Origin of the sequence: Colwellia sp. BRX9-1 (assembly GCF_014077195.1) — a bacterium.
GTDB lineage: Bacteria > Pseudomonadota > Gammaproteobacteria > Enterobacterales > Alteromonadaceae > Colwellia_A.
In genome coordinates this window covers 487,837-500,761 of record NZ_JACGVM010000001.1, presented here as the reverse complement: position 1 = coordinate 500,761, position 12,925 = coordinate 487,837, and the positions used below count along the sequence as shown (strand labels likewise).

Annotated in this window: 10 protein-coding genes; all 10 read right to left on the bottom strand. The window is 39.3% G+C overall.

What is annotated here, in order from left to right; all coding sequences use genetic code 11:
* Nucleotides 1-232: 232 nt before the first annotated feature.
* The 10 genes from fliD to flgG all read right to left on the bottom strand — a co-directional run bounded on the left by fliD (nucleotide 233) and on the right by flgG (nucleotide 12,903).
* Complete coding sequence (gene fliD, locus H4J76_RS02305; protein ID WP_182230024.1) at nucleotides 233-1,660, bottom strand: flagellar filament capping protein FliD; 1,428 nt, start codon at nucleotides 1,658-1,660, stop codon at nucleotides 233-235.
* Between the two features lie 67 nt (nucleotides 1,661-1,727).
* A complete protein-coding gene (locus H4J76_RS02300; protein ID WP_182230023.1) occupies nucleotides 1,728-2,132 on the bottom strand; it encodes a flagellar protein FlaG in 405 nt (134 codons plus the stop codon).
* A 160-nt stretch (nucleotides 2,133-2,292) separates the two neighbouring features.
* Entirely contained in the window at nucleotides 2,293-3,762 is a 1,470-nt protein-coding gene (locus tag H4J76_RS02295; RefSeq protein ID WP_182230022.1) for a flagellin, read from the bottom strand.
* A 409-nt stretch (nucleotides 3,763-4,171) separates the two neighbouring features.
* Nucleotides 4,172-5,644 carry a flagellin gene (locus H4J76_RS02290; RefSeq protein ID WP_182230021.1) on the bottom strand — a complete coding sequence of 491 codons (1,473 nt, stop codon included), beginning with the start codon at nucleotides 5,642-5,644 and terminating at the stop codon, nucleotides 4,172-4,174.
* A 176-nt stretch (nucleotides 5,645-5,820) separates the two neighbouring features.
* Nucleotides 5,821-7,026 carry a flagellar hook-associated protein FlgL gene (gene flgL, locus H4J76_RS02285; RefSeq protein WP_182230020.1) on the bottom strand — a complete coding sequence of 402 codons (1,206 nt, stop codon included), beginning with the start codon at nucleotides 7,024-7,026 and terminating at the stop codon, nucleotides 5,821-5,823.
* Nucleotides 7,027-7,035: 9 nt separating this feature from the next.
* Nucleotides 7,036-9,069 carry a flagellar hook-associated protein FlgK gene (flgK, locus tag H4J76_RS02280; protein WP_182230019.1) on the bottom strand — a complete coding sequence of 678 codons (2,034 nt, stop codon included), beginning with the start codon at nucleotides 9,067-9,069 and terminating at the stop codon, nucleotides 7,036-7,038.
* A 54-nt stretch (nucleotides 9,070-9,123) separates the two neighbouring features.
* On the bottom strand, nucleotides 9,124-10,239 hold the full coding sequence (gene flgJ, locus H4J76_RS02275; protein ID WP_182230018.1) for a flagellar assembly peptidoglycan hydrolase FlgJ: 1,116 nt from the start codon (nucleotides 10,237-10,239) through the stop codon (nucleotides 9,124-9,126).
* A gap of 15 nt (nucleotides 10,240-10,254) precedes the next feature.
* Nucleotides 10,255-11,379 (bottom strand): flagellar basal body P-ring protein FlgI, encoded by a 1,125-nt coding sequence (locus H4J76_RS02270; RefSeq protein WP_404842388.1) that lies wholly within the window; start codon nucleotides 11,377-11,379, stop codon nucleotides 10,255-10,257.
* Between the two features lie 35 nt (nucleotides 11,380-11,414).
* Entirely contained in the window at nucleotides 11,415-12,098 is a 684-nt protein-coding gene (flgH, locus tag H4J76_RS02265) for a flagellar basal body L-ring protein FlgH (RefSeq protein WP_070374648.1), read from the bottom strand.
* Nucleotides 12,099-12,114: 16 nt separating this feature from the next.
* Nucleotides 12,115-12,903 carry a flagellar basal-body rod protein FlgG gene (gene flgG / locus H4J76_RS02260; protein ID WP_070374649.1) on the bottom strand — a complete coding sequence of 263 codons (789 nt, stop codon included), beginning with the start codon at nucleotides 12,901-12,903 and terminating at the stop codon, nucleotides 12,115-12,117.
* Between the last annotated feature and the right edge of the window lie 22 nt (nucleotides 12,904-12,925).

Below are 12,925 nucleotides of genomic sequence, written 5' to 3'. Positions count from 1 at the left end.
TATCAAGGCTTGGTATTGAAAAACAACAATAGGAAACCCAAGTTGAAGCAACTAGAAAATTGAAGAAATTGCAAGAGAGGTGATTAGGATCAGCTCAATCATTGGCAAAGCTCATTCAGTGGAGAGTTTATCAAACAACCAAGCCACTAGTCTTTATAATAAAATCTCTTCATTATTATAAATTTTCATGATGATATCTCTATTTTTAAAAAATAGTTTATTCAAAATGTCCTTATTTATTCTTTCGTACCACACCCGGCATATTATCTAATTGAGCCATTAAGTAAGAGCTAGTAGAGTTCAAACCGGCGACGATCAAATCCATGGCATTATACTGGGCATATAAACGTGCCTCTAATGATTCAATTCTACGTCCAAACGCTAAACGGTCATCATCTATTCTCTCTAACTGGCTGGTTCCGCTGTCAATACGACTTTGAATAATACCGTCTGAATCAGTATAAAACGCTGTAAGACTTTTAAGTGAATTGGCAAAACCATCAGTTGAGTCAGAGCCAACAAAAAATTGTTCTACCCTACCAACATCACTATCAATGAATTCATTCAAATTTACAGAGTCTAAAGTCAGCACGCCGTAACGGTCACTACGCACACCAAGTTCAGATAAAGACATGCTATTACCATTACCTGTATCAAAGTTTTTACTCAGCTCTTGGCGTAATTTCCCCATAACACCACGTAATAATGAATCACCAGATAATGGTCCAGTACCACCTTCTCCTGCAGCACCTAGCTGTTTGCCTAGTTTAAATAATTCATTATAACTTTCAACAAAATTTTCAATACCCGATTGAATATTAGTATTATTAGCACTAAAACTAATTTTGCTTATATCATCATCAACGTCATGCATTTTTTTTGCCGTGATATCAACACCGTCAATAACATTTTTAAATTCGTTCGTACTACTAGAAACAACCAAAGTACCATCAACTGTAATTTGCGCATCTACAGCTTTGTCAACTTCTGCTAAATTTGTAATGTGATTTTGCGGATCGACATCTGAAACATCATAAGCAAGGCGAGACAAGCCGAAATTATCAGTATCATTACCATCACTAAGATCACTAACGGTAGTAGTAATAGCATTAGCAACACCCGTTTCTTTACTGGTCATAATAAGATGCTGACCCAAATCATCGGTGACTATGGTGGCAATAACAGAATCGTTATCAACACTGTCATTAATAGCATCACGAATATCACTTAAGGTATCGGTTGCTGAAACTGCAATATCAAAGTTACTGGTTGCTACAGCAATATTTAAAGTACCTTCGCCAACAGCTTCACTGTCACCAATAGCGCCAGACATTAACTTGTGTGATTGCGCTAACGCATCCACTTTAACTGAATAGTTACCAATCTGAGCATCTTTACTAGCCGTTAAGTTAACAAAACTATCTGCACCACTGGCTCTACGCAATTGATAATTATCAGCGTCAGCCAAATCAGCAATAGAGTCAGTAACACTTTCTAATGCCGATTTAAGTGCACCAATAGCAGAGATATCAGTGGTAATCGCTGCCTGCTGTTTGTTAGATCGAGAAACATAAGGAGCGGTTTCAGCACCGACAATAGCTTCAACAATTTCGCTAACCTGTAAACCAGAACCTATCCCTGTAAACGTTAAATTAGGCATAAGACCCCCTTTAATATTTCATATGTGAAACTAAGTTTAATATCGAGACTAGACAAGCTAGAAACAACTATACCTTAGCATCAATAAAACCGCCTACAGAATCAGACAGCTTAGCCACTAAGGTTAATACTTCTTCTGAAGGATATTGTTTAACTAAGTCACCACTACTTTTATCGATAACTTTAATCACATCGCGTCCTGAATCTTTATCAACAGAAAACTCTAAGCCACGATTCATTTCTCCAACAAAATCCTGCAATTGCTGAGCCACTTTCTCGAGTTGTTGTGGTGTTAATTGCTCTTCACTAACTTGTTCCGCTTGTTCGCTAACAACAATGGCAGAATTTTTATCACTTACTATGAGTTTATTATCTTTAGTATTACCGGTAACTTCTATCGATTCGCTAGATTTTCTAAACTCAGGAGTTAAGTTAGCCAAACTAACGTCTGTACTACTTTCTATTACACTCATTATAGACTCCTTATGTTATTTCAACAGCTGTCTCAGACTAATGAATATCCTTGTCTAAACATAAAATAACGACGATTAATTAAACACAAAAAGGAAGAGGTGTAATTGCCCCTTCCTTTTTCACGCTTTAGGCTAGTCCTAAACCTTAAGGACTATGAGCTTAACCGATTAAACTTAGTGCTGCTTGTGGCAATTGGTTAGCCTGCGCTAAGATTGACGTACCTGCTTGTTGCAATATTTGATTTTTTGTCATTTGCGCAGTCTCTACAGCAAAATCAGTATCTTGAATACGACTACGAGACGCCGATACATTTTCCTGAACATTCGCCAAGTTACTTATAGTAAAGCTGAAACGATTTTGAACCGCACCTAAACCTGCGCGCTGAGAATCAATTTGCGCTAACGCGCCATCAATAACGGATAGTGCATTTTGCGCGCCAGTCTGAGTTGATAAATCAAGGTCAGAAATTTGAGCTAATGTAGAAACAGCATCAGCTCCCAAATCAGCATCAGTTGCTGTAACCGTTGAAAAAGAGTCAGATGAACTTAATTTAATACTACCTGCCACCGTTGTAGAGTCAGCCGCTGCAAGCTGCCCATCTAAAGAAATTGGTGTCCCTTGCGTTGTGCCGTCTTGCGCAATACCTGCCACTGTCAGATCGCCCGTGGCTGAAGTAACATCGGCGAGATTAAGATCCGCACCACTTTCATCAGTTAAAACTATGCTACCGCCCTTGTTTTCAGCAGTAACCCCTGTATCACTCGATTTAGCATTAATTGCTTCTGTCAATTCAGATAAGTCTGTTATATCAGAATTATTAGCAGAAATTGTCGTTCCATTTAAATCAAATGACATTTGTCCAGCGGCGGTAACTTTTACTTCCGCCTGTGTTCGTGCATCGGCAGTAACCCCTGTTTCGCTCGATATAGCATTAATTTCCGCTTCTATGGATTTAGCGCTTACATTGGCGGCAGGTGCTGTAGTGAGCGCAGTACCATTTATAGATAAAGCACCGCCTGCAACACCATTCGCTGATAATGCATCTGTATTAGCAGCAGCAGAAGCACGACCTAAGCCTAAAGCTGAACCAGCAGCTCCTGCTAAAGTTGACTCAAAAGAACCAATATCAGCAGCCGCTGTACTTTTTAGCGTTACATTGATTGTTTCGTTAGCGTTAGCACCTACTTGGAAAGATTTAGAACCAAAAGAACCATTTAATAACTGGGTGTCACCAAAACTTGTTGTGTCAGAGATACGTGTTAATTCAGTACTTAATGCTGACACTTCCTTTTGTATTGCTGCTCTATCTTCACCAGAATTAGAACCGTTTGCTGATTGCAAAGACAGTTCGCGCATACGCTGTAAAATACTAGTTGACTCCTGCATCGCTCCTTCAGCCGTTTGTGCCATAGAAATACCATCGTTAGCATTACGTTGTGCCACACCTAGTCCATTAATTTGCGAGGTTAAACGGTTTGATATTTGTAAGCCTGCTGCATCATCTTTAGCGCTGTTAATACGCATACCAGATGATAAACGCTGCATTGATGTTGCTAAGTCACTGCCTGACTTTGATAAATTACGTTGTGCGTTTAATGACGAGGTATTTGTGATTATTGAAATAGCCATTTTTAAAACTCCTGATTACAATATGTAATACGTTAGTTAAACAAGTTAATAAGTCAGGAACCTAGCATGATGCTTTTCGTAATAAAAAAGTGTCATTAAGTACCCGTTCTATTAACAGTAACGGCAGCTGTTGAAATTACTTTAATGTTTTTATTAAAAAGAAGATAAATAATTAAAAATAGGATTTTAATTAATGGATAAACCGTCTTAAATCATAACACTGTAGTTAGAATTTGGTGCTAATAATGTAATATAATTTTTATTTACTAAATACTAGTCTTACCTCCAAAGCATTAATAACTGTATTTTTTCTTAAAGAATAACCATATATAAAACCTTATATAAACAAAAAAGCTATCACTAGAAAGTGATAGCTTTAGCATTACTATTTGCCTTAATTTAAAATGTATTAACCACCGATTAAACTAATGGCAGCTTGTGGTATCTGGTTAGCTTGCGCTAAGATTGACGTACCTGCTTGTTGTAATATTTGGTTTTTTGTCATTTGCGCAGTCTCTACAGCGAAATCAGTATCTTGAATACGGCTACGAGACGCTGATACATTTTCCTGAACATTCGCCAAGTTACTTATAGTAAAGCTGAAACGATTTTGAATCGCACCTAAACCTGCGCGCTGAGAATCAATTTGCGCTAACGCGCCATCAATAACATCCAAAGCTACTTGAGCACCATTTTGAACTGATATATCAATGTCTGACACTTGATTCAGAATTGAAGTAGCATCAGCTCCCAAATCAGCATCAGTAGCTGTAACCGTTGAAAAAGAGTCAGATGAACTTAATTTAATACTACCTGCCACCGTTGTAGAGTCAGCCGCTGCAAGCTGCCCATCTAAAGAAATTGGTGTCCCTTGCTTTGTGCCGTCTTGCGCAATACCTGCCACTGTCAGATCGCCCGTGGCTGAAGTAACATCGGCGAGATTAAGATCCGCACCACTTTCATCAGTTAAAACTATGCTACCGCCCTTGTTTTCAGCAGTAACCCCTGTATCACTCGATTTAGCATTAATTGCTTCTGTCAATTCAGATAAGTCTGTTATATCAGAATTATTAGCAGAAATTGTCGTTCCATTTAAATCAAATGACATTTGTCCAGCGGCGGTAACTTTTACTTCCGCCTGTGTTCGTGCATCGGCAGTAACCCCTGTTTCGCTCGATATAGCATTAATTTCCGCTTCTATGGATTTAGCGCTTACATTGGCGGCAGGTGCTGTAGTGAGCGCAGTACCATTTATAGATAAAGCACCGCCTGCAACACCATTCGCTGATAATGCATCTGTATTAGCAGCAGCAGAAGCACGACCTAAGCCTAAAGCTGAACCAGCAGCTCCTGCTAAAGTTGACTCAAAAGAACCAATATTAGCAGCCGCTGTACTTTTTAGCGTTACATTGATTGTTTCGTTAGCATTAGCCCCTACTTGGAAAGATTTAGAACCAAAAGAACCATCAATCAATTTTTGGCTACCAAATGAAGTTGTGTCAGAAATACGCGTTAATTCTGTTTGCAGCGCAGCAACTTCTTTTTGCAATGCTCCTCTATCTTCATCAGAGTTTGAACCGTTAGCAGATTGTAATGCTAACTCTCTCATACGTTGCAATATGCTAGTTGACTCTTGCATTGCACCTTCAGCTGTCTGTGCCATTGAAATACCATCATTAGCATTTCGCTGTGCTACCGCTAAACCATTAATTTGTGACGTTAAACGGTTTGAAATTTGTAAACCTGCTGCATCGTCTTTCGCGCTGTTGATACGCATACCTGATGATAGGCGTTGCATTGATGTCGCAAGGCCTTCACCAGATTTTGTTAAATTACGCTGTGCGTTTAACGATGAGGTATTTGTAACTACTGATAAAGCCATGATAAAACTCCTAATGTATTAATGTTATTTATTAGAAGCTTTCTTAAAAAGCCTCTTTACTCTTATTGAAAAACAACTGCGTTATTTAATATCGACTTTTGTTGTTTATTTGTCTTTTATTCGTACTAATAATAAAGCATGAACTGTGCCACTTAATAAATGACGGTATTTAATCTCTAGATATAATTAAATAGGCTTAACCCTTGTACCTTACTAAACGCTTGTTGTGATGCTTGTAAGGCTAATTTTGATTGTTCAAACTCAGAAATAGCTTTGGCAAAATCTAAATCTTCGATATTAGATTTTCCTTTAGCTAGATTTAGGGCTGAATCAAGATGACGGTTCTCTTGGCTTTCAAGTGTTTGTAAGCGAATACCTGAGTCAACACGCCTTGACGTTATATGGTTCATCGCTGAATCAAGCTGGTTAAGTAAGGTGTTGTAATCTACTTGATGCTGTTCTTGATCAATCGTAGAACTTCCTCGTTCCATCCAAGAAATTGCCTCATTAATAGTGTCAAAAACACTCATTTCATCTTGTTCGCTGATGGTAAAGCTATCACCCGGCAAAGGATTGCCGTTTAGGGTAACGTCGATGCCGTCAAAGGAAATGGTTTGACCTGCGGTATAGGGCGCGGCTGGAAAAACTATGCCGGCACTGCCTGTTACGGTTAAATCATTAGTGACCGCGTCAAAAGTAAAGGTGTAGTCGTGCGGCAGCGCACTAGAGTTGTAGCTATCACGGTTAGTTATTTTGGCACTTTCAACTGCAACACCTGAGGTGTTCGCGGTGTAATTAGCAGTAAAATCACCGATGGCGTTTCCAACCTTTAAAAAAGCTGCGTCGCCCGCTTGATTAGTGGCTATATTAATATTCTTAGCGACTTGTAGCTCTCTAACACCCGAGTCACCATTATAAGTAACACTGCCGTCAACATTTTGGCTGAAGGGTTTTTGTTCGGTTTGATAGCCAGAAAAAATATAGTCACCATTTTCATTTTGACTATTAGCAAGATCAAGTAACTGACTGAAGTTACTTTTTACTTGTTCAGCGAGTGATTGTAGGTCTTCACTTGACATACGACCATTATTGGCAAGCAACATATCAGACTTTATTTTATCTAGAATAAGGTCTGCATCAGCAAAAACAATTTCTTGCATATTATTATGACTTTCAGCCATAGTAATATTGCGTTTATATTTTTCTATGTTGGCTAAGTCATTGTTATAGCCAGCTAAGGTACTATAAGAAATAGCATCGTCTTTTGCGGTTAACACTCGTTTACCACTTGATAAGTAAGCCATTTGATCATTAACATCAGAGCTTTTTTGGCTCATTTGCTGTGAACTTTGTAAGTAAAACTGAGCTGTAGAAACGCGCATAAAAATTCCTTACCTGACTGCCGATAAAATGGTGTCAAAAATAGTATTTGCTGTAGAGATTATTTGTGATGCCGCTTGATAAGCTTGTTGATATCTCAAAAGATTCGCAGCTTCTTCATCAAGATTTACACCTGATGTCGCTTGATTACGGTTATAAGCTTGAGTAAATAAGGCCTGTGCGGTATCTGCTGATAAATCAGCATTACTCGCTTTTGAACCTACTATTGAGGTTGAAACGGCTAAGCTTTCGCTAAAGGTTTGTTTTCCCGCATTGACCACACCTATTTCTTGGGTCTTTGCCATAGCAACCGCATGATTACCATTACCAACACCAAAAGCATTACCTAAGGTAAAGGTTTCACGTGCATTAGCGCCTGAACCAGCAAGATCACCTTTAATTTCAATTTGAAAATCAGGTGAGCCGGCAGGAATATCAATAATAGCACTCGCCCCTGTTGCATAACTACCTGATGCTATGGCCGGCGTTCCAGGTGGTGGCGTTGATGTGTTATAGACTCGATACTCAAATATTCCGGTAGGTATTTGGGGTGCTGGCAGTGGTGGTGGTGGTGTTTCATATACATCAACAGTGATATCATATGCACTCGCCGCAACAGGGTTAGTCACATTAGTAATTTCTATTTTACCATTGCTAATATTGTTACTCGACGGTGTCACCGCAATCGCTGTACTTGCTGCGATGGCATTAGCGTCAGTTAATGTCGCTTGCATTAATGCCGCACTGTTTTTGGTCGGTACAATAGTAAACTTGTCACCGGCCTGAAGCGTGCCACCCGCTGTTTCAATAAATGAGAAACCGTAATCGGGTGTCGTGGGTGTATGCGTACCTGCAGGCGTACCTGTACCAGGCATCCCTAGGTTTTCGCTTCCACCGGTAGTCAAATTATATAACGTAAAATCAGTACCATCGAAACGCACTTCAAAGTCATCAGTAGATAATAAAGAAACGTCGTTGATAACCACTTGAGGTTGTGTGGTACCCGTGTTTGATGAAGGAGCTAGCACACGACCTTGTTGTAATTGTGTTGCATTAATATCGGTGAAAAAATTTGCCCCTTGAACACCATTTAGATCTAAACCACTGGCTTGACTGTCATTTAATATTGACGATATAGACATAGCTAAGCGATCAATTTCTTTACGCGTTTGATTTAAATGCTGGTCTCTAAATTCAAAGTTTGCCGCTAAAGAGCCACCTAACGTAGAACCATTTAATGCCACACGACTATTGCCACTGACTAAACTTAGCTGGGTTTTATTTGGATCGGGATCGCCAGCCTTAACTTGTACTGTCATTGGCGTAATACCGGCAACCAGTGTCGTACCTTGTCCTATCATTACAGTGAGTACACCGTTAGCATCTTCTACGGTAGTCACTTTGGTAAACTTACTTAGTTCACCAATTAATCGATCTCGTTTATCAAGTAAATCATTAGGTTGCCCTGTTTGATTTAACCCTTGAGTTTGCATAATGGTTTCATTAATTTTTGCTAATTCATTGGATATTTCAGAAATTTTAGTAGCAATTTGTTCAATTTCACCGTTGACCGCTTTGGTCATATTGTCAAAATTATTAGTCAGCTCATTAAAGTCTTTGCTTAAAATATTCGCTTGATTAAGCACAATACTGCGTAAACCTAAATCATTAGGATTGTCAGCAACGCCATTGAGTGATTGGTAAAAACTGTCAAGTGAACCCACCACGGCGTTACCTGAGGTACTCATCACTTGGTCTAGTTGTGTTAAGCGCCCTTGTAATAAGTCAGCATTACCGAGTTTGCTTTGATTAAGTAGTTGTTCTTTATGGGAGAATTGTTCGTATAGACGAGTGATATCGTTAACATAGGTACCAGAGCCAACATAGTTGCCGCCACTGAATAACCCCACCGATGAATTTTGTTCTGCGCGTTGTCGGCTATAACCCTCTGTATTAACATTGGCAATATTATGACCCGTTGTCGCCAGCTGCTGCTGTGCGGCAAGTAAACCACTAACACCTGTGTTATATAAGTTAACCGACATGACTTCACTCCTAACCTAACCAAAACTCAATGCATTTATATGCTGAGCGCTTATTTACTTATTTAGTAAACTGGTTACGGTTCGTAGTGTTCCCTTAATTTTTTCTGCGTATTTGGGATCCGTCGCATAACCAGCACTCTGTAGGTTATGCAGGAAGTGTTCCACATCGCCAGCTTTGTCTAATGCATTTTTATAGCGTTCGCTGTTTGAGAGAAACTGCATGTAATCATTAACGCTGTCACTAATGGTTTCATAAACGCGAAAGGGCTCACGTTTTTTAACCATAGCACCTTGTTCAAATTCAAGGGTTTCCTTATTGATTTTGTCGCCATCCCAGCGTTTATCCGCTTTAATGTTAAACAAGTTATTAGAGCTTTGACCACTTTCTGTTTTGATGATTTTTTGTCCCCAGCCAGTTTCTAATGCGGCTTGAGCTATAACAACTTCAAAGGGAATATTTAACTTTTCTTCAACACGTTTAGCATCTTCAGTTAATGCCATAACAAAGTCTTTAGGTTGTTGATACTGAGGCTCTTGCATGGCAAGCATTTCATAAACAGACGGTTTGTTATCTAACGAATTTACCGTGTTAGACGAAGAAGGCGCTCGTTGTGGCATATCAAATAATGATTGTCGATTATTAGTTGAACGATCACCTGAGTCATTAGTTTGACGATCCTCGGCCGAAATAAGGATCCCTGTGTCGACAATTGACTTGCCTTTATTATTATCTTCACTGAGTAAGCCGTTACTTTTACTGAAGCGATTATCACTTTGTAAAAATGACTGCGGGGTAAAACTTTCAGTGTCACCACCTAGCTGGCGAACGATTAAGTCTGATAAACCTAAAGAGCCGTTATTGGATAATTCTAATGACATTTGTTGGTCATGCATATCACGATAAAATTTTGTACTTTCTGAATTAAAGGGACTATCTGACTCTAAAACGTCTTGTGCTTTACGCATACTTTTCATCAACATTTGCATAAAAATCGCTTCAAACTGCTTGGCCGCTGTTTGTAAAGCCGCATCTTTTGAGCCTTTATCAGTTTCTTTAGACTGTTGGCGAATAGAATTCAAGCCATTGATGTCTAAAAAATTCTGAGAATTAGCGGTCACAGATGCTTGCGGTGTCAATGAAGTTAGTGATGATTGATTTGGTGTAATCATAAGCTTTATTGATCATTAAATAATGATCAATTCTCCTCGTAATGCACCCGCTTGTGATAGTGCTTCAAGAATTGCCATAACATCACCAGGGCCCGCACCAATTTCATTAATCGCTCGAACGAGTGTGTCTAAGCTTACCCCCGGATCAAAAACAAACATCCGGTTATCATCTTTATTAACGTTAACAATAGATTGATTCGTCACCGCCGTATTACCATCAGCAAAAGCATTAGGCTGAGAGACATCTCGTGTTTCATTAATCGTTACCGTAATACCACCATGAGTAATGGCGGCAGGCAATAAGCGCACATCAGAGCCGATCACGATGGTACCAGTACGGGAGTTAACAATAACTTTCGCCGCCGGACGTGAAGGTTCGAATTCTAAGTTTTCTAAGGCAGCCAAAAAACTGACTCGTTGGCTCGCATCTCTTGGTGCATTGACTTGAATAGAGGTTGCATCAATAGCGCGAGCAATAAAAGTGGCGGGGTCGTTAATGTTAGCAAACTCGCTATTAATGACTCGCTCTAAACTTCTCGCACTACTGAAATCAGAATCTCTAAGATTAAAGGTAATATAATCGCCAGAAGTAAATGGTGAAATAACTTCACGTTCAACCATAGCACCATTAGCAATACGGCCTACGGTTGGTGTATTAACAATAACTTTTGAGCCATCTAAACCTTCAGCACCTAAACCGCTAACGACTAAACTGCCTTGAGCAACGGCATAAGCATTGCCATCAATACCCATGAGAATAGTTTGTATTAATGTTCCACCACGTAAGCTTTGCGCACTGCCCATTGAAGAAACGGTAATATCAATTCTTTGGCCGGGTTTAGTAAATGCGGGTAACTCAGCATGAACAGCAACCGCAGCAACATTTTTAATTTTTGGTTTTAAATTAGCCGGCATAGTAATACCAAAATTACTTAGCATGGTTTTAAAACTTTGTTCGGTAAATGGACTTTGTTCGCCTGTGCCAGGTAAACCCACCACTAAACCATAACCTATCAATTGATTACTTCGGACACCAGCAACATCGGCTAAATCTTTAATTCGCTGTGCAGAGCTCATCGAACTAAACAAAAATGTTAGCACCAAGACAGTAACTTTCATACTTGTGAAAAAAGTGTTCATAATAATACCTATTGAAAGTTTTTGTTCAATTAACCCTACAGGGGCCACCAAGAGCTAGTAAAGAAACTCGATAACCAACCTTGTTCTTGTACATCAGCAAAAGTCCCTGTACCTGCATATTCAATCCGCGCATTGGCGATTTTACCAGAAACAATGGTGTTACTAGAGCTAATATCTTGTGCGCGAATAACACCGGTTAAGCGAATAAATTCGTCACCGTTATTTAAAGTCATCCATTTTTCACCACGGATCATCAAATTGCCATTGGGCAAAACACGCAAAACATGTACAGAAATATGACCGTTTAAGCTATTACCTTGGTTAGACTTTGAATCACCACTAAAGTCAGAGCCTTGGTTATAGCCAAATTGAATGGCATTATTTTTAAAGTTTACTGCAGCGCCGCCTAAACCAATAATAGGATCTAAACTGGCACTATTTTCTTTACTCAACTCTGTTTTAGCATTTTTCTGTGCTTGTGTACTTTCACTTAACGTCACTGAAATAATGTCACCAACACGATGAGCTTTTGAGTCAGAATAAATATTATTAACGTAGTTAGCTCTAAATAGTGAACCCGTCGGGATAATAGAGGCTTCTTCCATTTCGGGTAAAATTGGCGCAAAGTCAGGATCGTCAGGTAACGTTTTTGCCTGTTCAACACTGGCACAACCCGTTATTGATAAAAAAAAGATAACTAAGACTAAGTGAATTTTCATAAGAGATTCCTTAACGCTATAACTGCTGATTAATATAACTAAGCATTTCATCAACTGCTGAAATTACTTTTGAGTTCATTTCATATACCCGTTGACTTTCAATCAAGTTAACAAGTTCTTCGGTGGTATTTACATTCGAGGTTTCTAGCGCGCCTTGCACTATCATGCCAAAACCTTCTAAACCTGGAACCCCTTCTTGTGGAGCACCACTAACCGCTGTTTGAATGTATAAATTTTGCCCTATTGGCTGCAAACCGGTCGGGTTAACAAAGTTAACTGTATTAATTTGACCGATAACAGCAGGATCAGGTTGCCCCTGAAGAGTTACAGAGACTTCACCATCTTGAGAAACAATAATACTTAACGCATCAGGCGGAATAGTTATTTGTGGTTGAATTAAATAACCCGCGCCCGGTGTAACCATATTGCCCTCTTCATCCATGGTAAATTGACCATTTCTTGAATATGACGATGTACCGTCAGGGAGTTGCACTTCAAAAAAACCTTCACCTTGGATCATTAGATCTAAAGCGTTATCGGTAGTTTGCATATCACCTTGGGTATGAATTTTTTGCGTAGCCACCACTTTTGTACCCGCGCCAAGCATTAAGCCTGAAGGCATCTCTGTATCTTGTGCAGAGCGACCACCTGGCTGATTAATCGTTTGATAGAGTAAATCTTCAAATACGGCACGACTTTTCTTAAAACCTATGGTACTGGCGTTAGCTAAATTATTAGAAATTACCGCAATATCTTTTGTTTGCGCATCTAACCCTGTTTTACTTATCCATAATGCTGGGTTCATAAATCACCTCAAAAATTATTTA

Excerpts from the sequence above, each read along its gene's own strand:
- H4J76_RS02290 (WP_182230021.1), bottom strand. The coding sequence starts at position 5,644 with ATGGCTTTATCAGTAGTTACAAATACCTCATCGTTAAACGCACAGCGT.
- fliD (WP_182230024.1), bottom strand. The coding sequence starts at position 1,660 with ATGCCTAATTTAACGTTTACAGGGATAGGTTCTGGTTTACAGGTTAGC.
- flgH (WP_070374648.1), bottom strand. The coding sequence starts at position 12,098 with ATGAAAATTCACTTAGTCTTAGTTATCTTTTTTTTATCAATAACGGGT.
- flgG (WP_070374649.1), bottom strand. The coding sequence starts at position 12,903 with ATGAACCCAGCATTATGGATAAGTAAAACAGGGTTAGATGCGCAAACA.
- H4J76_RS02270 (WP_404842388.1), bottom strand. The coding sequence starts at position 11,379 with ATGAACACTTTTTTCACAAGTATGAAAGTTACTGTCTTGGTGCTAACA.
- H4J76_RS02295 (WP_182230022.1), bottom strand. The coding sequence starts at position 3,762 with ATGGCTATTTCAATAATCACAAATACCTCGTCATTAAACGCACAACGT.
- H4J76_RS02300 (WP_182230023.1), bottom strand. The coding sequence starts at position 2,132 with ATGAGTGTAATAGAAAGTAGTACAGACGTTAGTTTGGCTAACTTAACT.
- flgJ (WP_182230018.1), bottom strand. The coding sequence starts at position 10,239 with ATGATTACACCAAATCAATCATCACTAACTTCATTGACACCGCAAGCA.
- flgK (WP_182230019.1), bottom strand. The coding sequence starts at position 9,069 with ATGTCGGTTAACTTATATAACACAGGTGTTAGTGGTTTACTTGCCGCA.
- flgL (WP_182230020.1), bottom strand. The coding sequence starts at position 7,026 with ATGCGCGTTTCTACAGCTCAGTTTTACTTACAAAGTTCACAGCAAATG.